This window comes from Pseudorhodoplanes sp. (assembly GCA_032027085.1).
Lineage (GTDB): Bacteria > Pseudomonadota > Alphaproteobacteria > Rhizobiales > Xanthobacteraceae > Pseudorhodoplanes.
Window position 1 is genome coordinate 3,394,477 of sequence record JAVSMS010000001.1, and the last position, 19,683, is coordinate 3,414,159.

Below are 19,683 nucleotides of genomic sequence, written 5' to 3' on the forward strand. Positions count from 1 at the left end.
AAAGCTTATGTGAATTTAGCTTTTGCAGGCGGCAATCGCGGAGCGATAGGCGCGGATTCCGTTTTCGACCATGTTTGCGACGGAAAAGTTGGTGCGGATGCGCTCCTGCAACAAGCGGGCGTTGGCAGTCATGCTTTCCGGATGGTTAACGCAATCCATCAAAGTCTTCGCAAGTATGGTGCTGTCGCCCGCTGTGATGAGAAGATCGCTTTGTGGTCCGAAGATTTCGGGAATGCCCCCGACATTGGTGGCAATCAGCGGTTTGCCCGCAGCGGCTATTTCCAGCACGATATAGGGCAGGGATTCCTTGCGCGACGGCACCACGACAATCCGGCCCAGCGCAAAAGCCTTTCGCGCCGGCATTGGCGACCTGAACCGGACGGCGTCCGTCAGTCCCAGCCGTTTCGCCTGTTCGACAATCTCTTGCCGGGCCGGTCCGTCGCCCACAATCGTGGCCGTCAACGGCATTTTCGCCTGCCGCGATATGGCGATGGCGTCGAGCAGGATGTCCACGCCTTTGATGTCGCGCAACTCGCCGATATAGAGAAGGTCCGTTGCATCCGGCTCCAAGGCGACGTCCGCAAACTCGGCTTCACCGACGCCGTTCGTCACTACCTCGATCATGCCACGCGGATCGCCGATCAGGCTCCGGAAGCTTTGCTCGGCGAAGTCGCTTTCGAACAGAAACAGGTCGGTCCGCGCCCGCAGGATTTTTTCCAGCGTGATGTAGAGGAAGCCGACCGGAGTCTGCGGCCGGTAATGCAGGCTGCCGCCGTGCGGCGTGTAGACGGTGATGGCGTGGCCTTTGGATGCGAGCCGTGCATAAGCCGCGCCCTTTGCGCCATGACCGTGCACGACATCGGGGCGGGTTTGGCTGATGCGCTGCGACGTATGAAGAACAACCTGAATGTCGCCGAAGCCGATATGGCGGCTCATGGGAATGCGTGTGATGCCCAATGCGCATCGGTCCGCAATGCGCGCCAACGCGTTCACTGCCTGCGCGCCGCCCGTGATACTGTCGGTAATCAGGCCGATCTGATGGCCACGCGCGGACTGTCCCTCAACCAGATCGATGACGTGCCGGAACAATCCTCCGACCGGCGAGCGGAACACATGAAGGATTTTCAGTGCGCAGTCCTGGCCCGGCATCACAGCCATCTCTCGCTGATGGTGACGGTGTCGCCGGGGCGGATCGGATAATTGAGCGGCACGTTCTGGCGCAGCATCTGGCCGTTGATGTTGCGGGTGACGGTGATCTTCTTCCTGTCGGCGCGCGGGGCATAGCCGCCGGCAATCGCCACCGCGCTCTCCGCCGTCATGTTGGCGACGTAAGGGTATTGGCCGGGCGCGTTGACCTCGCCGAGGATGAAGAAGGGCCGGTAGGCTTCGACCTCCACCGACACATGCGGCTGGCGGATATAGCCGTCCTGCAGCCGCGCGGCGATGGCGCGGGCGAGCTCGGCGGTGGTGAAGCCGCGCGCGGCGACCGGCCCGACCAGGGACAGCGAGATATTGCCGGCGGCGTCGACGATGTAGGAATTCGTCAGACCGTCCTGGCCGAACACCTGCACCCGCAGCCGGTCGCCGGAATCAAGCCGGTAGGGTTCGATCGGCAGTCCCGCGGGCTGTGCCGGCAGATAGGGATCGACAGCCGAGGTCGGGACCGGAGCGGGCTGCGCCACCGGCGCCGGCACATAGGGCCCGCCGACGGCGGCCTGCGGCACATAGGCATAGGTCGCAACCCCGCGCCGCGCGCAGCCGGCGGCGGCCAGCGCGGCCAGCATCACCGCCAATACGCGGTTCCAACGCGTCAAACGCCGCATCTGAAGAATCCGGGGCCGAAAAGTTAAACCTGATTAGCGGTACGCGTGGTTAACGTTGCCTTACCGCCCTAAAAGCGCAGGCTTGTGCAATACGCCGGAGCCGGATTAACCCCGCGGAAACCATGCTCGTTAATGATCGCGGATATTCGATCTCGGAATCGGTGATGGTTATGAGCGTGGCGTCTATTGGTGGAAGCGGCAATGACAGGCCGGCTGAGAACTATCTCGATCTGAGCGCGCTCGGTCGCGATCTGTGGCGGAAGAAAAAGTGGATTCTCATCCCCACGCTGATCGCTGCAATCTGCGCAATTATTTACGTCAACGTCGCGACGCCTATTTATCGGTCGGAGGCGCGGCTTCTGGTTGTCGGCAAGGAAAATATCTTCCTTCGTCCTGACGCAGAGAAGAGCACCTCCGTTGATCGCACCGACGTGGATCCGGAAGCCGTCACCAGTCAGGCGCAGATCCTGATGTCGCGCGACCTGGCTCTTCGCGTCATCAAGGACCTCAGGCTAGGTGACTTGCCCGAGTTCGATCCGGTCCTGCGCGGTGTGTCGTTGCCAGGAACGATCCTGTCCCTGTTCGGTCTCGGGCGGGACACGCTCAAGCTGTCGCCCGAAGACCGGGTGTTGGCCAATTACTATGAGCGGCTGAGCGTGCTGCCAATCGACAAGTCGCGCGTGATCCAGGTTGAGTTTCAGTCTCGCGATCCCCAACTCGCAGCGCGTGTAACCAATGCCATTGTCGACACTTACTTCACCATGCAGCGGGCTGCCAAACTGGAACAGACCCGCGATGCCGGTCAGTGGCTACTGACCGAAATCGAGAAGCTCAGGCCAAAAGTCGCGGAAGCCGAGGCAGCCGTCGAAGACTTCCGCGCGAAAGCCAATCTGTTTGCCGGACCAAACAGTTCCAATTTGCAGCAGCAGCAACTGGCCGAACTGACCAGTCAGATCTCCTCGGCCCGCGCAAACAAGGCCGATCTCGAAGCCAAAGCGAAATTGATCAGCGATTTGCTGAAATCCGGTAGGCCGGTCGATTCGGCGGAAATCGTCAATTCCGATCTGCTCAAACGGCTTGTCGAGCAGCGCATCACGTTACGGTCCCAGCTGGCCGAGCAATCCACGACGTTGCTTGAACGTCATCCACGCATTCAGGAGCTACGCGCGCAGATCAACGCAATGGATGCGCAAATCCGCGGAGAGCTGGAGCGTCAGGTTAGGGCCTTCGAGACCGATGCGCGCATCGCCGGCGCCCGGGTCGAGACGCTGACCGCCACGATGGACCGATTGAAAAAGCAGGTCGCGGCCTCAAGCGGCCAGGACGTACAATTGCGCGCCCTAGAGCGGGAAGCCAAGACGCAGCGCGATCTGCTGGAGTCCTACCTCGCGAAATATCGCGAAGCCTCCGCGCGTGACAGTCTTGATGCCGTGCCGGCAGATGCGCGGGTAATCTCGCGCGCCACAGTCACCAACAACCCAATCTTCCCGAAGAAGATCCCGATCGTGTTGATCACGACCCTCGCGACTGCGTTCGTCTCGTCGGCGCTGGTGATTGCCGGCTCTCTTCTCGGAGAAGGCGCGCCTGCACCCGCACGCGAGCAAGGTCCGGGGCGGATGCCGGGCCTCGCGTCGCGCTTCGCTTTCTTCCTCCGCAAAAAACCGGCTGTGGCGTCCAATGCCGCGCAGTCTGAGCAAAAGCCGGCGGCTATCGACGATCTGGTACGGGCTCTGCGGCAACTCGGCGAGGCCGGACGGCGCGTCACGGTTGTCGGCGCCGCGCGCAATGTGGGTACGACCTATACGGCGCTCGGGCTCGCGCGCGGTCTTGCCGGCCAAGGTGGCCGCGTGGTTCTGGTGGATCTGGCCTTCAGCGCGCCCAATCTGGCCGTGATTTCCACCAATCCGGATGCGCCGGGATTTGCCGAACTGGTCTGTGGCACCGCCACGTTTGGGCAGATCGTCACCCGTGACAAGTTCTCGCGGGTTCACCTCGTCGCGACAGGGCGGATAGCGGGTGAGGGGACTGCGATTGTGTCGTCGCCGCGGCTGGTCATGGCGCTGGAAGCTTTGGCGCGGACTTATGATCACGTCGTGATCGATGCCGGCGCCGTACCGGAAATGACCGTCGAACCTTTTGCCCGCATCGCACCGCGGGCCGTACTGGTCGCAACCGACCTCGCGCATCCCTCGACGCAGGCCGCCCGTGAACGGCTGATCGCCGCCGGCTTCACTGATGTCACCCTGTTCCTGGGGTCGCCGCGGCCCGCCATGCAGCCGCGTCCGGCTGCGGCTTGACGCGTCAGGCTTGCGAAGGGAAGCCGTTACCGCCCTTGAGTCGGTTCAGAGTCGACCGCACGGAGGAAGCAATACGCCACAGTATGGGACTTCGCTTGATCGTGCTCTTCAACCACAACAGCGTTCGCAATGGCAGAACCAGCGCGCGCCCGCGGGCCGACAGCGGCAGAATGCTGTCGAAGATCGGCTCGAATTCCTTGCAGAAGACGGTCTTATAAGTCGCTTCGCCGGGGCCGATGTCGAAACTCTCAAATCCGCGATCGGCGCAGCCGCTGACTACATACTGCAGCAGGATGAGCCCCGGACTTTGCCGGGAATGGTCGCTGGCCGTATGCGAGGCGAACATCAAGCTGAAGCGATGGCCATCATGGATTCCGGAAAAAAGCGCCAGCATTTCTCCATCGCCTTCCAGCGCATGCAGCTCGATGACCGGCTCACCCTCGGCAAGGCCGGCGAGGCACGCAGCGCGCACGAAAGACTGGACGCCCGGCTCCGCGAACACGTTCTCAAGACCAAGTGCTGTCAGCTTTGATGCTTTCTGCACGAAGAAGGCTGCGAGTAGCCGCTCGGTATCTTCGGTGCTCGTTGCCTTGATGTATCGATATCCCGGTAGCTTGGCGAGTTTCCGCTCCCGGTTGCGCAGGCGGCCGCGCATGGACGAAGAAATCTCGCGCGCGATGACCTGGGTCCCGGGCAGGCCAAGCCGCATGATGAAATTGTCTTCGGTCCCCCTCTGTCGCGCGAGCAGGGCAAAAGGATTGGGCAAACCGCGCCAGGTTTCGGGCTGGTTTGACAGCAGCAGAAGATCCAGATCGGGCGCCTGTCTGGCGAATTCAACCAGGACGGCTTGCATGTCTCCGGCGGTCAGGTTGCGCGCGGCATCCGAACGCCAGAGCATGAGATTGAGGGCGGCATGCTTGCCGCCGAAGACGGAGGCCACAGTCAGCGGACCCCACGTGGTGCGTAGCAATGGCCACAGAAACAGCGGTTCCCCTCGCTGGTCGAAGCCGACCACGATACGCGGCTTCTGCCCGGCGGGGCCGCTGACATGCTCGTGCCAGAGGCGCACCCAGTCATTGCGCTGATAGGGAGAATAGACGCTGTCACCGGTTTCGAGCTTTTGCCAGTGGCGAGCGGCCTCACCGAGGTCCTGAAAGACCTCGATCCGGGCTGGTCGAAGTTCCGCCGCGGAGCCAGGCATATGGACCTGCTCAAGAGGCATAGATCGAATGGCGACGTTCATGCGGGCCGGTCCGCTCCCTTGCGGGGCAAGCTGGCAAAGAAATCTCAATAAAGCGTTGGCAAGATGCTGCAGAACGTCGAGGAATTCCGTGTCCGGACTGAAAAAATCCATCATCCGCGCTGGCCTGGAAACGCTGTATTTCAGCGGGGCCCATTGGGCCCTGCGCCCCTTTGTACGCGGCGTCGGCGTCATTCTGACGCTGCATCATGTTCGCCCGCCGCGGCTCGACAGATTTCAGCCCAACCGGCTCCTCGAGGTGACGCCGGCCTTCTTCTCCGACGTCGTGAAAAACCTGCGACGTTCGAAGATCGATATCGTATCGCTCGATGAAATGCACCGGCGGATGACAGAAGGTAATTTCCGCCGCCGCTTCGTCTGCCTGACATTCGACGACGGCTATCGCGACGTCCTGCAATGGGCCTATCCCATTTTACGAAAACACGAGGCGCCGTTCGCGCTCTATATTCCGACAAGCTTTCCGGACCGCATCGGCGAAATGTGGTGGCTGGCGCTTGAGAAGGTGATCGCCGGTAATACGCGGGTCGGTCTGTGGATGAACGGCATTGAAAAGAGATTCGATTGCAGAACAGCGGAGGAGAAACGCGTTCTGTTCGAGCATCTCTATTGGTGGCTACGCAGCCATGACACCGAGGATGAGATGCGTCACATCGTGCGCGATCTCTGCGCGCGCTATGGTGTCGATATGAAAACGCTTTGCGCAGAATTGTGCATGACTTGGGAAGATCTGGCGGAACTCGCAAAGGACCCGCTCTGCACCATCGGCGCGCATACTGTGAACCACGTCATGCTGAAGAAGGTCTCGGAGGCGGCGGCGCGATCCGAAATGGAGATGAGCCGCTCGGTCATCGAAGCCGCGATCGGGGTGCGGCCCGAACATCTTTCATATCCGGTCGGCGATGCCAGCGCCGCCGGACCGCGCGAATATCGGATAGCTGCGGAACTCGGCTTCAAGACCGCGGTGACCACAAAACCCGGCGTGCTCTTTCCCGCGCACCGTGAGCATCTGACGGCGCTGCCGCGCATTTCGCTTAACGGCGAGTACCAGCAGTTGCGCTATGTGAAGGTGCTGATGTCGGGGGCCGCCACCGCGATGTGGAACGGGTTCCGCCGCGCGGAAGCGGCCTGATCAGGTCCCGGTCGAGGGGCGCGACATCCAGCTCACGATCGGCATCGCCGGCAAGACCCAGCCCAGGCCGGCCACCACATAAAACAGCCATGCCGCCAGACTGTTGTTGGACGCAAAGGCGAATTGCGCCACCGCCATGGCCAGGAGCGCCCAGACCGTGACCAGGGCCAGCAGTGCAAAGCCGCCGATAAGTTTGCGAATCCGCATGGACATGGCTGGCAGAGCGGGTGATGACGAACCAAAATTGACGGTCTATATGTCTGATCCGCATGGCAAATACAAATTCACTACCGGCTGAAAAATCGCCGTTCCACCGTCGCGCCATTAGCATCTGGCTGGTTGTGGTGGCGGCTTTGGTCGTCGCGACCCTGCTTGTGGGCGGGGCCACCCGCCTCACCGAATCCGGCCTGTCGATCACCGAATGGAAGCCGGTGACGGGCGTCTTTCCGCCTTTGTCGGAAACGCATTGGCAGGCCGAATTCGACAAATACAAGACCATTCCACAATACCGCGAAATCAACCGCGGCATGACGCTCTCGGAATTCAAGACCATTTTCTGGTGGGAATGGGCGCACCGGCTGCTTGGCCGTGCCATTGGCGCAGTGTTCCTGCTGCCGTTCTTGTTTTTCCTCTGGCGCGGCTTTGTCGGGCGCGGGCTCCGCTGGCAGCTCTGGACCTTGTTCGGACTTGGCGCGGTCCAGGGAGCCGTAGGCTGGTGGATGGTGTATTCCGGCCTCAGCGACCGGGTCAGCGTGTCGCAATATCGTCTGGCATTTCACATGACGCTCGCTTGCGTGATCTATGCCGCAATCGTTTGGACGTTGCGCGGACTGGCGCCACACAAGGTCGTGCAGGCGCCCGCGCGTATCAAGCTGGCCGCGGCCGTTTTGGCTTTGCTCGTGCTCCTGCAGATTTATGTAGGTGCGCTGGTCGCCGGGCTCGATGCCGGGCTGGTCTACAATACCTGGCCGCTGATCGATGGCGCGCTGGTGCCGGCCGCGGATCGACTCTGGTTCTTCACGCCGGCATGGCGGAATATCTTTGAGAATGATCTGATGGTGCAGTTTCTGCACCGCATAATCGCTTATTTTCTTTGGGCCTTAGCGCTGCTGCATGCGGTCGACGTGATGCGCACGCTACGGCATGGACCGGCTGTGACAACCGCGATCTGGCTGGCAATAGCGGTAACATTGCAGGCTGCGATCGGCATTGCGACCTTGCTGCATCAAGTGCCAATTTCGCTGGCGTTACTACACCAAGGCGCGGCGATCGTCATTCTGACGATCGCCGTCGTGCATGCCGAAAGCCTGGCGCGGCGAGCCCGAGCCGAAACCATGGACACCACGCCGGCGCTGGCGAGCTAGTTCAGCTTGCCAGCGCTTGCGCAAGATCGGCGATGATGTCGTCCTTGTCCTCGATGCCGATAGACAGGCGCACAACATCGGGACCGGCGCCGGCCTGCACCTTCTGGACGTCCGACAATTGGCGGTGCGTGGTCGAAGCCGGGTGAATGATCAGCGAGCGCGTGTCGCCGATATTGGCGAGATGCGAGAAGAGCTGCACATTCGAAACCAGCTTCACGCCGGCCTCATAGCCTCCCTTGAGTCCGAACGTGAAAACGGCGCCTGCGCCTTTCGGAACGTATTTCTTCGCCAAGTTGGCATAACGGTCGCCCGCAAGCCCAGGATAGCTCACCCACGCCACTTCCTTATGGGCTGCCAGCCATTCTGCGACCGCCTTGGCATTGTCGCAGTGCTTCTGCATGCGCAGCGGCAATGTCTCGATGCCGGTCAGGATCAGGAACGCGTTGAACGGCGACAAGGCGGCACCGATGTCGCGCAGGCCGAGAACGCGGCACGCAATCGCGAAGGCGAAATTGCCGAAAGTCTCGTGCAGCACGATGCCCTGATATTCCGGACGCGGCTCCGACAGCATCGGATAGCGCCCCTCGCGCGACCAGTTGAATGTGCCGCCGTCGACGATCATGCCGCCGATGGAATTGCCATGTCCGCCAAGAAACTTCGTCAGCGAGTGGACGACGATATCGGCACCGTGCTCGATTGGACGGCAGAGATAGGGCGTAGCCAGTGTGTTGTCGACAATCAGCGGTACACCGGCGCGTTTGGCGATTGCGGAGACCGCTTCGATATCGGTGATGACGCCACCCGGATTGGCGATGGACTCGACGAACATGGCTTTGGTCTTGGGCGTAACCGCTCGTTCGAACGTGCTGATGTCGTCGGGATCGGCCCAGACCACGTTCCATCCAAAGTTCTTGAATGCATGGTTGAACTGGTTGATCGAGCCGCCATAGAGCTTCTTGGAGGCGACGAACTCATCGCCCGGCCGCATCAGCGCATGCATGACCAGCACCTGCGCAGCATGACCGGATGCGACCGCAAGGCCGGCGGTGCCGCCTTCGAGCGCCGCAACGCGCTCTTCCAGAACGGCCGTCGTCGGATTTCCGATGCGGGTGTAAATGTTGCCGAAGGTCTGCAGGCCGAACAGCGAGGCCGCATGATCGACGTCATCAAAGACAAAGGAGGTGGTCTGGTAAATCGGTGTCGCCCGCGCGCCGGTGGTCGGATCGGGCTGCGCCCCGGCATGAATGGCGAGTGTGGAAAAGCCAGGCGTGCGTTCTTTCATGGGAAAAGCCTCAGCAATGGCGGGGCGGCGGGAAATTGGGTGCTGGTTTATCTAACCGGTTCGTTGGGTCAAGGCCTCGACGGAGCAAGATCACTCCGTCGGCGTAGCGGCCAAGATCCGGAGGGCGAGAAGCGGCTGGCTATACCTAATTTTTTAGACCGAAACGCCGGAAGGCTTGTTGACGCCGCGCAATATCGGACAATTTCAGCAGGCTCTGCTTCAGCAAGGGTCAAAATCTGGAATGGACGTCTCCGCGCCCCCCGATCAGATGCCGCTTTCCTTTTCTTTTTCAAGCGCGGCGCGCGTCGTGGCGTCGGTTGTGCCGCCGGCCATGGTCCTCCGGTCCAGCGACATGCGTTGCACGCCCTTTCCGAGCAAGGGCGCCCGTCGCGCCGACAATGTGCGTGAGTTCACGCCGATCCAGGAAATCTCGGATGAGAGCCGGCCATATTCGATCTTCGGGCAACGATTCATGACGACCTTCATGCCAGCCGCCTCTGCCTTCGCTGCCGCTTCGTCGTTGCGCACGCCAAGCTGCATCCAGATGACTTGCGGCTTGCGCTCCAGGTTAATCGCTTCCTCGACCACAGGCAGCGCGTGCTGCGACGCGCGAAAAATATCGACCATGTCGATCGGCTCGGGAATGTCGCTGAGCCGCGCATAAACCTTTTGCCCGAGAATCTCCTTGCCTTCCTGACCAGGGTTGACAGGGATCATCCGGTAGCCGCGTTCCAGCAGATATTTGAAAGCGAAATAGCTCGGCCGGTTTTCTTTCGGCGAAATTCCGACCATGGCGATTGTCTTCACCGTATTGAGGATGCCGCGGATATAGCTGTCGGAATACGTGTCGTGATTCATGATCGCCATATATAGGAGTCGAATTCGGCAGCGCCACCGCTGCGGCGCTGCCATGCCCGTCAGTGATTGAAGAATCTTAGCCTTTTATGCCAAGAGCCATCATTGGTCCGATCGTTCCGATGCCGGCCACAACAGACAAAGTTGTCGTGACGAGCGCATCGCCGATGCAAACCACGCCGCAACTGTAGTAGGTGAGCGTCAGCAATCCGGCCGACAGCAAGAGGCCCCACAGCGTTCCGTACGCGATCATGCGGAAAATCGGCCCGTTCGGTAACCGCACCGGCGTGTACAGCCTTTGTTTCAGAGCCCATGCGGCCATCAGCAGTCCTCCCATCGGGGCTTTCGTTTTTCAATAAAGGCGCAAATACCTTCTTCCGCATCATGCGCCATCATATTCTCGGTCATCACCTCGGATGCGTAATCATACGCTTCGGCCAGTCCCAATTCGGCCTGCCGATAAAAGGCCTTCTTGCCGATCTTGACCGTGAACGAGGATTTCGTTGCGATCTTTCGCGCCAGCGCGATCGCCGCCTCACGTTCGCTGCCCGGCGTCACAACCTGGTTGATCAGACCGAACGCCCGGGCACGGTCGGCATCGACCATGTCTCCGGTCAGCAGCATTTCCATCGCAAGTTTGCGCGGGACATTGCGCGTCAGCGCCACCATCGGGGTGGAGCAGAACAGTCCAATATCCACGCCCGGGGTTGCGAATTTCGTATCCGATCCGGCGATCGCGAGGTCGCAGGTGGCGACCAACTGGCATCCGGCGGCAGTCGCAACGCCGTGCACGGCGGCGATCACCGGCTGCGGCAATGCGACGATCGACTGCATCATGGCGCTGCAGGTCGCCATGATGTGCTTGAAATAGGCGCGCCCGCCATCGGCGTCGCTGCGCCGCGCGGTCAGTTCCTTAAGATCGTGGCCGGCGCAGAAAGCCGGGCCGTTGGCGGCCAGGATGACGGCCCGAATGGATCGATCGGCCGCGATGGTCGCGAAGCTTTCGGTCAGAGCAAGCAGGAGTCCTTCCGACAGCGAATTACGTGCGGCAGGTCGGTTCAAGGTGAGAATGGCGATTTGATCAAGGTCCTGCCGGATCAGGACCGCGGCCGCCGGATCGGCTGCCGGCTTGGTTTGGATATTCATGTCGTCGTTCAGTCCGGCCGTTTTGCGAATGGGACTACAGCATTGTATCGATCACCGCCGCCATAGGCGAGGGGACAAGCTGGGGAGCCAATATGCGCGCAGCGAAAATGACCGTCGCGGAGGTCGAGCACCTGCTCGCCAAGGAGTTCCCGCAGGCCTTTCACGCACAGAGCGGCCTGACCATCGAGGAGGTCTGGGACGGGGGCGCCCGGGTGCGCCAGTCGTTTCAGGATGGCTTTATCCGGCCTGGGGGCACCATTTCCGGTCCTACCATGATGGCCCTGGCGGATTTCACCTTCTACGTGGCGCTGCTGGCAACCATAGGGGCCGAACCGCTGGCGGTTACAACCAATCTCAACATCAATTTTTTACGAAAGCCGGAGCGGCAGGACTTGGTCGCCAAGGCGCGGATGCTCAAGCTCGGGCAGCGGCTGGCGGTCATGGAGGTGGAGATCTTCTCGGACGGAGTGGAGGCGCCGGTCGCTCATGTTACCTCCACATACTCGATCCCACCGCGCAGAAGGTAAGTTAGTTCATGGTAATATTGCACCGATTTTATAAGGTGCTGATATAGATGAATAAAATTCGATTGGCATGCGTTGACGGTCGATCAGGCGGCGTGTAGAAGCGCGCAACTTCATTTCCGGACACGACACATCATGAGCACCTATTCGGCCAAAGCCGCCGACGTTGAGAAAAAGTGGGTCATGATCGACGCCAACGGCCTTGTTGTCGGCCGCCTGGCTTCGATCGTCGCTCTGCGTCTGCGCGGCAAGCACAAACCGACTTTCACTCCGCATGTCGACGACGGCGACAACGTCATCGTCATCAATGCCGCCAAGGTCGTTCTGACCGGCCGCAAGCGCGACCAGAAGGTCTATCACCATCACACCGGTTTCATCGGCGGCATCAAGGAACGCAGCGCCAAGTATATTCTGGAAGGCCGCTTCCCCGAGCGCGTCGTCGAGAAGGCCGTCGAGCGCATGCTGCCACGCGGCCCGCTGGGACGCCGGCAACTCGGCAATCTCCGCGTCTATCCCGGCTCGGAACATCCGCATGAGGCGCAAAAGCCTGAAATGCTCGATGTTGGCGCCATGAACCGCAAGAACAGGATCGCCTGACCATGGCCGAGACCGTCCAATCCCTTGAAGCTCTGTCGTCGCTGAAAACCGAGACGCCCGAACAGCCCAAGCATGTTCAGAAGCTGGACAAGCAGGGCCGCGCCTACGCGACCGGCAAGCGCAAGAACGCCGTCGCCCGCGTGTGGATCAAGCCGGGCTCCGGCAAGATCACCGTCAACACCAAGACGATCGAAGTGTTCTTCGCCCGTCCGGTGCTGCGCATGATGATCCAACAGCCGCTGCTCGCGGCCAACCGCAACGGCCAGTATGACGTCGTCTGCACGGTGTCCGGCGGTGGATTGTCGGGACAGGCCGGTGCCGTGCGTCACGGCATTTCCAAGGCGCTGACCTATTTCGAACCGGATCTACGCAGCCCGCTGAAGAAGGGCGGCTTCCTCACCCGCGACTCGCGCGTGGTGGAACGCAAGAAATACGGCAAGGCGAAAGCCCGCCGGTCCTTCCAGTTCTCCAAGCGCTGATCAAGCATCAGTTTTTCAGACAATTTTCGACGATAAAAAGGGGCCTTTCGGCCCCTTTTTGTTTGTTTTTTTATTGAAAAGGCCGCTTCCGAAACAAACCGCTTTTGAACGGGCGGCGCTCTATCTCTGGCGCAGGTGAATTCCGGTAACGGCTTCCGCGAGAAGGGGCCGCGCCGGTGACGGGTCTTCGCCAGAGGGTGACTATGTGGTTGGATCTGCCAACGCTGTTTATTGCTGCAACCTGCATTGCTGCTCTTCTCGGGCTGTTCTTGCTTGGTCTGTGGTTTCAGGATCGCTCCATCCGCGCACTCGGCTGGTGGGCGTCCGCCTATCTGGTCGGCGGCTTTGCCGTTTCGCTGTGGATTTTGCCGCGTCACCTCATCGCGTCCGGCATTAGCGAGATCGCCACGGCGCTCCTGTTCATTTCCTGCGGCATGGTCTGGAGCGGTGCACGCCGATTTCACGGCCGTCAGGTTTTGCCGCTTGCAGCCGTGACAGGCGCCTTTGTCTGGCTGCTGGCGAGCCAGTTGCCGGCCGTCAGTGGAGCGAGCAGCACGCGCGTCGTGCTGAGTTCGCTCATCATCGCGGCCTACGCGGCCCTGACAGCGATGGAATTGCGACGCGAGCGGCGCAACCCCAAAATCGCGAAGTTGCGCGCGCTGATCGTTCCGATCCTGCATGGCGTCGTGTTTCTTTCGCCCATTCTAGTGGTGTATTCCCTGCCGGACGCCGAAATCGGCGGAGGACAGGGATTTTTCGCGGCGTTTGCTCTGCTGGTCCTGCTTTACGTGGTGGGCACGGCTTTCATCGTCGTGGTAATGGCGAAAGAGCACAGCGCCCAAGTCCACAAGACGGCGGCGATGACCGACTATATGACCGGCCTTTATAATCGCCGCGGCTTTCTTGAAGTTGCGCAGAAGCTGATCGCCGCCCAGCGGCGCAAGGGCGAGTCGGTGACGGTGCTGATGTTTGATCTCGACCATTTCAAGTCGATCAATGACCGGTTTGGCCATGACGTGGGCGATGAGGCGCTGCGGACGTTCGCCGCGACGGCCAGCAGCAACATGCGCGGCGACGACATCGTCGGCCGTCTCGGCGGAGAAGAGTTTGCCGCCATCCTGCCCGGCAACGGCGGTACGGCCTTCATGGTGGCCGAGCGCGTGCGGCTGGCATTCGAGGTGGCGGGCGTTACGATTTCCGGTCATGACATGAACGCGACCGTCAGTATCGGCGCGGCTGAATCGCCAGCAGAAACGGCCAATATCACGGCCTTGCTCACGCGTGCTGATCTGGCGCTCTATCGGGCCAAGACGACCGGTCGTAATCGGGTTGTCGTGGAAGGCAGCGCACCATCGACAGGAAAATCCGCCACCGAGCCGGTGACGGATATATCTGCACCGTCCCTGGTGCCCCCGGCTGGTATGGACTTTGTCCACGAGCCCAGCGCCGCCCTGTCCTGATCGCCAGGCGAAAATGCCTCGGGCAAATCTCAGGCAATAACTCGTTTACCATTTGCCCGCACCATCGCCGCATGTGGCAAATGCGAGTCTCTTCCGGAACGAATGCCGATCTTCTGAACCTGGACGCGCAGCGCGCCGGGACGGCTTTGGCGTGCGTCTTTTCATCCTCGGACGAATTTGAAGAGGCGGTTATCCGCGCGCGGCGCGCCGCCGGCGCTTACGGGCGGAGCCATGCGCACAGACGGGTCTATTGGGGTTGTGCGATTGGCGCGCTGATCGTCGTTCTTGTGACGGTTCTCTAATCCGCATCCATCACGCCGCCATCCCCTCTGGATGCTGTCACGCGGCAAAAGAAAAAGGGCGCTCGTGCGAGCGCCCTCTGCAATTGCATGGCTTCCGCGATGATTGGAACAAAACGCTTCAGGCGGAATAGTACATCTCGAACTCGACGGGATGCGGCGTGTGTTCGAAGCGGATCACTTCCGTCATCTTGAGTTCGATATAGGCGTCGATGAAATCGTCATCCATCACGCCGCCGGCTTTCAGGAAGGCGCGGTCCTTGTCGAGATTTTCCAGCGCCTCGCGCAGCGAGCCGCATACCGTCGGGATCTGCTTCAGCTCGGCCGGCGGCAGATCGTACAGGTCCTTGTCCATCGCCGAACCCGGATCGATCTTGTTCTTGATGCCGTCGAGGCCGGCCATCAGCATCGCGGCGAAGCCGAGATACGGGTTGGCCATCGGATCAGGGAAGCGCACTTCGACGCGCTTGGCCTTCGGATTGGTGGTGAACGGAATGCGGCACGAGGCCGAGCGGTTGCGGGCTGAATAGGCGAGCAGCACTGGCGCCTCATAGCCCGGGACCAGTCGCTTGTACGAGTTGGTCGAAGGGTTGGTGAAGGCATTGATCGCCTTCGCGTGCTTGATGATGCCGCCGATATAGAACAGGCAGGTTTCCGACAGGTCAGCATACTTGTTGCCGGCGAAAGTCGGTTTGCCGTCCTTCCAGATCGACTGGTGACAGTGCATGCCGGAGCCGTTGTCGCCGTAGACCGGCTTCGGCATGAAGGTGGCGGTCTTGCCGTAGATGTTGGCGACCTGGTGGATGCAGTACTTGTAGACCTGCATCTGATCGGCCATGTAGGTCATCGGCGCGAACTTCATGCCGAGCTCGTGCTGGGCCGACGCCACTTCGTGGTGATGCTTTTCGACCTTCACACCCATGCGCGCCATGGCGCCGAGCATTTCGGTGCGCATGTCCTGCGCCGAATCCTGTGGCGGGACCGGGAAATAACCCTTCTTGGTGCCGATGCGGTGGCCGAGATTGCCGCCTTCATAATCGGTGTCGCCATTGATCGGCAGTTCGATCGAGTCGAGCCTGAATCCGGTCTTGTACGGCTCGGCGCTGATCTTCACGTCGTCGAACACGAAGAATTCTGCTTCCGGTCCGAAGTAAACGGTATCGCCGATGCCCCAGGCCTTGACGAGGCCTTCGGCTTTCTTGGCGATGCCGCGCGGATCGCGGTTATAAGGCTCGCCGGTGGTCGGCTCGAGCACGTCGCAGGTCAGGACAAGCGTCGTCTCGGCGAAGAACGGATCGATCACGGCCGTCGCCGGATCCGGCATCAGGCACATATCGGATTCATTGATCGCCTTCCAGCCGGCGATCGAGGAGCCGTCGAACATCGTGCCTTCGGCGAAGATTTCCTCATCGACCATCGACACATCGAAGGTGACGTGCTGCCACTTGCCGCGCGGGTCGGTGAACCGCAAGTCAACGTATTTGACCTCGTTGTCCTTCATCATCTTGAGGACGTCTTTGGCCGTCGTCATGGAACGCATTCCCTTTCTTGAGGGGACTTAGAGTGAGAGTGATTAAGCCCAGCGTATCAGATGGCATCCAATCCGGATTCCCCCGTCCTGATCCGGATCGCTTCTTCGATGTTGGAAAGAAAGATCTTGCCATCGCCAATCCGTCCGGTTTGGGCCGCACGGCGGATCGCATCGACGGCTTTTTCGACCATGTCGTCGCTGAGTACAATCTCGATCTTCACCTTGGGGAGAAAGTCGACGACGTATTCCGCGCCACGATACAGCTCGGTGTGACCCTTCTGGCGGCCGAATCCTTTCGCCTCGGTGACGGTGATGCCCTGCAGACCAACCTCCTGCAGCGCCTCCTTCACCTCGTCGAGTTTGAACGGTTTGATGATGGCCTCGATCTTCTTCATGGATGTCCTCTCCCGGTCCGCCGGTGGGGCGCACCGGAGGGGCCCGTTTGCCGTTAGCAGGTCTTGTGCCAATAACCAAACTTAAGAATAATCGTGCTTTATCAAAACGTTATGTCGTATTGGCGACAGCTTTTCCGACCACTGGGATGATCTCTGTCTATTTTATGTGCATTCTGCACATTTCATAGACAGCTCATTGCTGCAAGCCAAGGCGTGTTGTTCCCGTCTCGGGCTCCCCGTATTTTGCCTCGATGATCGAATTGCTGACCACCACGGAAATGGACGAAGCCGACCGCGCGGCCATCGCCAGCGGCATTGCCGGTATCGATCTGATGGAACGGGCAGGGACAGCGGTTGCCGATGCTGTCACCCTTGCCCATCCGGCTCGCGGGCGCGTCGTGGTTGTTGCCGGGCCGGGCAACAATGGCGGTGATGGGTTCATCGCCGCCCGCTGTCTGAGCGAACGTGGCTACACCGTTCGCGTGTTGCTCCTTGGAAAACCTTCGCAGTTGAAGGCAGATGCCGCCGAAGCGGCTCAACGCTGGGGCGGCGACACTGAAGCACTGGAACCGGAGCAACTGCAACGCACCGATGTTTTGATTGATGCTCTGTTCGGAGCCGGTCTCGCAAGGCCGGTGGACGGCGAAGCGCACGCGATGATCGAGGCGATGAACGCCAGCGGCGCGCATATTGTTGCGGTCGATCTCCCGAGTGGGATCAATGGCGACACCGGCGCGATCATGGGCGCCGCCGTGCAGGCGCACCAAACGGTCACGTTCTTTCGTCGCAAGCCGGGTCATGTCCTTTTGCCGGGACGTCTGCATTGCGGTCGCGTCGTAGTGGCCGATATTGGCATTCCGGCCGACGTGCTGACGTCCATACGCCCGCGTACATTTCTCAATTCGCCCGGTCAGTGGGGGAGCCTATTTCCAATACCCAAGATTGAGGGCCACAAATATGCGCGCGGCCACGCGGTGGTCATTTCAGGAGGGCTTTCCGCATCGACGGGCGCGGCCAGATTGGCGTCTCGCGGCGCGTTGCGGGCCGGAGCAGGGCTGGTGACCATCGCGAGCCCGCGGGATGCCCTGGTTGTGAATGCAAACAGCAGCCTGGCCGTGATGGTCCGTGCGGTTGATGGCGTCACCGAACTTCAATCACTACTTGAAGACCGCCGGATTAATGCGATCCTTCTTGGGCCCGGTGGGGGAACCGGCGCGTCGATGCGGGACAACGTCCTCTGTTCCCTGGAGGGTGAACGAGGTGTTGTCCTCGATGCCGACGCTCTGACCAGCTTTGGGGACAACCCGGAAAACCTCTTTACAGCGCTTTCGAATCGCTCGCGGCAGCCCACGATTCTCACGCCACACGAAGGTGAATTTTCTCGTCTGTTCAAGCAAATATTAAAAAATCATTCAGTTAAACAAAAGCTTGAGGTATGCCGTTATGCTTCACATGAAACACGCGCCGTCGTGCTCCTCAAGGGACCAGACACGGTGGTGGCGGCGCCGGACGGGCGGGCTGCGATAGCAGAGAATGCGCCCCCGTGGCTGGCCACGGCCGGATCCGGGGATGTGTTGGCTGGACTGGCGACGGGATTGCTGGCGCAGGGGATGCCGGCATTCGAGGCGGCCTGCGCCGCCGTCTGGCTGCATGGCGAGGCGGCAAATCGGGCAGGGCCCGGCCTGATTTCGGAAGACCTGCCTGAGGCGTTGCCCGCGGTTTATCGCCATCTGTTCCCGGAGATTGCCCGCTAGCTCAGATCACCTCGAACCAGGCGGCCATCCCGGTCTCCTGGTGCTCGAGCATGTGGCAATGGATCATCCATTTCCCCGGATTATCGGCGACGAAAGCAATGCGTGCAGTTTGCTGCGCATTGATCAGAACCGTATCCAGCCAGAACGGCTTCCAGCCGTCATCCAAACCGTCGAGAAGCCGGAAATGATGCCCGTGCAAGTGCATGGCATGCGGAAACGCCGTGTTGTTCTTGAAGGCCAGCATGACCGGGCGGCCGCGATTGACTGAAAACAGCGACGGGCCGTCGTGGCCGGAGGATGCAAAGCCGGCCATGGTCCATACGCGCGCGGAAGGATCGATGCCGTGCCCGGGGATAACCGCCCCGTCACGCATGCGCCCCATCATCATTCGGCTCATTGCCCCGCCTTCGAGCGGGACGTCGAGGCGATAGGCTGCTTTGAAATCGATCTTCGCGGGCAGCGGATTGGCGGGGAAGGGTTTGGGTTCGCCGCGCGGCGCTGGACGCGCTTTTTCTCCCACTTCGTAGACCAGGCGCGCAATGGCAATCTCGTCATTGCCGCCATTGTCAGCCAAGACCAGAGCCGTTGTGCCAGGATCGCGTGTGGCATCCACGAGAAGATCGATGCGGCTGCCAGGTCCGAGCGTGATGCGGCTGTCGCGGGCGGGGAATGGTTCGGTGGGCTGGCCGTCGATCGCCATCACCCGGGCCGCATGTTCCGCGACCCGAAGCGGAAAAACCCGCGCATTGGCGGCATTGATGAACCGCAGGCGCAGCCTTTCATTCGTCCGCACCGGGATGGTCATCGGATTTTGGCTGTTTGCGGTGAGCAATCGGCCATGCCGGCCAGCATGCGCGGCATCGTGGAACGACCGGAAACTTCCCTCGTGAATGGTGCCGTCTTCGGCGAGCCGCCAGTCGTCCAGGACGAGAACGATATCGCGGTCGACGTCCACGCCTTCCGGCTCGTCGACAATCAAGGGTCCGTAAAGGCCGCGTTCGAGTTGTTCGGACGAATAAAGATGCGAATGATACCAGTAGGTGCCGGCATCGGGGACTGTGAAGCGGTAGTCGAAGGTCTTGCCGGGTTCGACCGGATGCTGGGTGAGGTGCGGCACACCATCCATGGCGTTGGGCAGCCGCACGCCGTGCCAGTGGATCACAGTCGGCTCAGGCAGATCGTTGAACAGCCGGACCTTCAATTCATCACCGCGTTTCAGCCGCAAGGTAGGCCCCGGAACAAGTCCGTCATAGCCCCAGATCGGCGTCTCCGATTGTTCAGGGCCGCGCAGTCTCACCATTCCTTTGCGAGCCCGCAGCAGCCGGAAGCCGTTATCGGCGGCGGCGAGTGGCTGGGCGCCAGCGCCGCTCGGCATCGCGAGTGATACCAGCGTGACCGCCAGACCTTGCGCCACCTGCCGCCGGGAGAGAGACCTCGCTCGTCGCAACATTCCATCTGCCTGCTGGCTCGCCACGGCCGAGCTTGTG

Annotated in this window: 19 protein-coding genes; 8 read left to right on the forward strand and 11 right to left on the reverse strand. The window is 60.9% G+C overall.

Annotated features, from left to right (window positions below; genetic code table 11):
* Nucleotides 1–15: 15 nt before the first annotated feature.
* Together RO009_16420 and RO009_16425 are read right to left on the reverse strand one after the other, a co-directional pair.
* Nucleotides 16–1,158, reverse strand: a complete 1,143-nt coding sequence (locus tag RO009_16420) for a glycosyltransferase family 4 protein (protein ID MDT3686618.1) — start codon at nucleotides 1,156–1,158, stop codon at nucleotides 16–18.
* The gene (locus tag RO009_16425) at nucleotides 1,149–1,823 is read right to left on the reverse strand and encodes a polysaccharide biosynthesis/export family protein (GenBank protein MDT3686619.1); all 675 of its coding nucleotides are present in this window, start codon (nucleotides 1,821–1,823) and stop codon (nucleotides 1,149–1,151) included. The genes RO009_16420 and RO009_16425 overlap by 10 nt, the downstream gene beginning before the upstream one ends.
* A 170-nt stretch (nucleotides 1,824–1,993) precedes the next feature.
* Here RO009_16425 and RO009_16430 point away from each other — a divergent pair, with 170 nt between their 5' ends.
* Nucleotides 1,994–4,120 carry an exopolysaccharide transport family protein gene (locus tag RO009_16430; GenBank protein ID MDT3686620.1) on the forward strand — a complete coding sequence of 709 codons (2,127 nt, stop codon included), beginning with the start codon at nucleotides 1,994–1,996 and terminating at the stop codon, nucleotides 4,118–4,120.
* A 4-nt stretch (nucleotides 4,121–4,124) separates the two neighbouring features.
* Here the strand turns inward: RO009_16430 and RO009_16435 are convergent, their stop codons facing one another.
* On the reverse strand, nucleotides 4,125–5,321 hold the full coding sequence (locus RO009_16435; protein ID MDT3686621.1) for a GNAT family N-acetyltransferase: 1,197 nt from the start codon (nucleotides 5,319–5,321) through the stop codon (nucleotides 4,125–4,127).
* A 130-nt stretch (nucleotides 5,322–5,451) separates the two neighbouring features.
* Here RO009_16435 and RO009_16440 point away from each other — a divergent pair, with 130 nt between their 5' ends.
* Entirely contained in the window at nucleotides 5,452–6,510 is a 1,059-nt protein-coding gene (locus RO009_16440) for a polysaccharide deacetylase family protein (GenBank protein MDT3686622.1), read from the forward strand.
* On the opposite strand, the gene RO009_16445 is transcribed toward RO009_16440, so the two are convergent.
* Complete coding sequence (locus RO009_16445) at nucleotides 6,511–6,723, reverse strand: DUF2842 domain-containing protein (GenBank protein ID MDT3686623.1); 213 nt, start codon at nucleotides 6,721–6,723, stop codon at nucleotides 6,511–6,513.
* Nucleotides 6,724–6,779: 56 nt separating this feature from the next.
* On the opposite strand from RO009_16445, the gene RO009_16450 reads away from it, so the two are divergent.
* Nucleotides 6,780–7,874, forward strand: coding sequence for a COX15/CtaA family protein (locus RO009_16450; protein ID MDT3686624.1), 1,095 nt, complete (start codon nucleotides 6,780–6,782; stop codon nucleotides 7,872–7,874).
* A gap of 1 nt (nucleotide 7,875) precedes the next feature.
* On the opposite strand, the gene RO009_16455 is transcribed toward RO009_16450, so the two are convergent.
* The 4 genes from RO009_16455 to RO009_16470 form a co-directional block, all read right to left on the reverse strand.
* On the reverse strand, nucleotides 7,876–9,156 hold the full coding sequence (locus tag RO009_16455; GenBank protein MDT3686625.1) for an O-acetylhomoserine aminocarboxypropyltransferase: 1,281 nt from the start codon (nucleotides 9,154–9,156) through the stop codon (nucleotides 7,876–7,878).
* A 264-nt stretch (nucleotides 9,157–9,420) separates the two neighbouring features.
* Nucleotides 9,421–10,014: a CoA-binding protein gene (locus RO009_16460; protein MDT3686626.1), complete on the reverse strand. Its 594-nt coding sequence runs from the start codon at nucleotides 10,012–10,014 to the stop codon at nucleotides 9,421–9,423.
* 76 nt (nucleotides 10,015–10,090) lie between these two features.
* Nucleotides 10,091–10,333, reverse strand: a complete 243-nt coding sequence (locus RO009_16465; protein ID MDT3686627.1) for a hypothetical protein — start codon at nucleotides 10,331–10,333, stop codon at nucleotides 10,091–10,093.
* Nucleotides 10,333–11,157, reverse strand: coding sequence for an enoyl-CoA hydratase (locus tag RO009_16470; protein MDT3686628.1), 825 nt, complete (start codon nucleotides 11,155–11,157; stop codon nucleotides 10,333–10,335). Before RO009_16470 ends, RO009_16465 begins: the two co-directional genes overlap by 1 nt.
* Before the next feature lie 92 nt (nucleotides 11,158–11,249).
* Between RO009_16470 and RO009_16475 the strand changes: the two genes are divergently transcribed.
* The 4 genes from RO009_16475 (at nucleotide 11,250) to RO009_16490 (ending at nucleotide 14,217) form a co-directional block, all read left to right on the forward strand.
* The gene (locus RO009_16475; GenBank protein MDT3686629.1) at nucleotides 11,250–11,684 is read left to right on the forward strand and encodes a PaaI family thioesterase; all 435 of its coding nucleotides are present in this window, start codon (nucleotides 11,250–11,252) and stop codon (nucleotides 11,682–11,684) included.
* Nucleotides 11,685–11,816: 132 nt separating this feature from the next.
* Nucleotides 11,817–12,278, forward strand: a complete 462-nt coding sequence (rplM, locus tag RO009_16480; protein ID MDT3686630.1) for a 50S ribosomal protein L13 — start codon at nucleotides 11,817–11,819, stop codon at nucleotides 12,276–12,278.
* Between the two features lie 2 nt (nucleotides 12,279–12,280).
* Nucleotides 12,281–12,757: a 30S ribosomal protein S9 gene (gene rpsI / locus RO009_16485; GenBank protein MDT3686631.1), complete on the forward strand. Its 477-nt coding sequence runs from the start codon at nucleotides 12,281–12,283 to the stop codon at nucleotides 12,755–12,757.
* Between the two features lie 203 nt (nucleotides 12,758–12,960).
* Entirely contained in the window at nucleotides 12,961–14,217 is a 1,257-nt protein-coding gene (locus tag RO009_16490) for a GGDEF domain-containing protein (protein ID MDT3686632.1), read from the forward strand.
* A gap of 420 nt (nucleotides 14,218–14,637) precedes the next feature.
* Here the strand turns inward: RO009_16490 and glnA are convergent, their stop codons facing one another.
* Nucleotides 14,638–16,047, reverse strand: a complete 1,410-nt coding sequence (glnA, locus tag RO009_16495; protein ID MDT3686633.1) for a type I glutamate--ammonia ligase — start codon at nucleotides 16,045–16,047, stop codon at nucleotides 14,638–14,640.
* A gap of 56 nt (nucleotides 16,048–16,103) precedes the next feature.
* A complete protein-coding gene (locus RO009_16500; protein MDT3686634.1) occupies nucleotides 16,104–16,442 on the reverse strand; it encodes a P-II family nitrogen regulator in 339 nt (112 codons plus the stop codon).
* Between the two features lie 254 nt (nucleotides 16,443–16,696).
* Between RO009_16500 and RO009_16505 the strand changes: the two genes are divergently transcribed.
* Nucleotides 16,697–18,196, forward strand: a complete 1,500-nt coding sequence (locus tag RO009_16505; protein ID MDT3686635.1) for an NAD(P)H-hydrate dehydratase — start codon at nucleotides 16,697–16,699, stop codon at nucleotides 18,194–18,196.
* Between the two features lies 1 nt (nucleotide 18,197).
* On the opposite strand, the gene RO009_16510 is transcribed toward RO009_16505, so the two are convergent.
* The gene (locus RO009_16510) at nucleotides 18,198–19,646 is read right to left on the reverse strand and encodes a multicopper oxidase family protein (protein MDT3686636.1); all 1,449 of its coding nucleotides are present in this window, start codon (nucleotides 19,644–19,646) and stop codon (nucleotides 18,198–18,200) included.
* Between the last annotated feature and the right edge of the window lie 37 nt (nucleotides 19,647–19,683).

Coding starts and splice junctions, on each gene's coding strand:
- RO009_16420 (MDT3686618.1), bottom strand. CDS start 1,158: ATGGCTGTGATGCCGGGCCAGGACTGCGCACTGAAAATCCTTCATGTG.
- RO009_16425 (MDT3686619.1), bottom strand. CDS start 1,823: ATGCGGCGTTTGACGCGTTGGAACCGCGTATTGGCGGTGATGCTGGCC.
- RO009_16430 (MDT3686620.1), top strand. CDS start 1,994: ATGAGCGTGGCGTCTATTGGTGGAAGCGGCAATGACAGGCCGGCTGAG.
- RO009_16435 (MDT3686621.1), bottom strand. CDS start 5,321: ATGCCTGGCTCCGCGGCGGAACTTCGACCAGCCCGGATCGAGGTCTTT.
- RO009_16445 (MDT3686623.1), bottom strand. CDS start 6,723: ATGTCCATGCGGATTCGCAAACTTATCGGCGGCTTTGCACTGCTGGCC.
- RO009_16450 (MDT3686624.1), top strand. CDS start 6,780: ATGGCAAATACAAATTCACTACCGGCTGAAAAATCGCCGTTCCACCGT.
- RO009_16455 (MDT3686625.1), bottom strand. CDS start 9,156: ATGAAAGAACGCACGCCTGGCTTTTCCACACTCGCCATTCATGCCGGG.
- RO009_16460 (MDT3686626.1), bottom strand. CDS start 10,014: ATGAATCACGACACGTATTCCGACAGCTATATCCGCGGCATCCTCAAT.
- RO009_16465 (MDT3686627.1), bottom strand. CDS start 10,333: ATGGCCGCATGGGCTCTGAAACAAAGGCTGTACACGCCGGTGCGGTTA.
- RO009_16470 (MDT3686628.1), bottom strand. CDS start 11,157: ATGAATATCCAAACCAAGCCGGCAGCCGATCCGGCGGCCGCGGTCCTG.
- RO009_16475 (MDT3686629.1), top strand. CDS start 11,250: ATGCGCGCAGCGAAAATGACCGTCGCGGAGGTCGAGCACCTGCTCGCC.
- rplM (MDT3686630.1), top strand. CDS start 11,817: ATGAGCACCTATTCGGCCAAAGCCGCCGACGTTGAGAAAAAGTGGGTC.
- rpsI (MDT3686631.1), top strand. CDS start 12,281: ATGGCCGAGACCGTCCAATCCCTTGAAGCTCTGTCGTCGCTGAAAACC.
- RO009_16490 (MDT3686632.1), top strand. CDS start 12,961: ATGTGGTTGGATCTGCCAACGCTGTTTATTGCTGCAACCTGCATTGCT.
- glnA (MDT3686633.1), bottom strand. CDS start 16,047: ATGACGACGGCCAAAGACGTCCTCAAGATGATGAAGGACAACGAGGTC.
- RO009_16500 (MDT3686634.1), bottom strand. CDS start 16,442: ATGAAGAAGATCGAGGCCATCATCAAACCGTTCAAACTCGACGAGGTG.
- RO009_16510 (MDT3686636.1), bottom strand. CDS start 19,646: ATGTTGCGACGAGCGAGGTCTCTCTCCCGGCGGCAGGTGGCGCAAGGT.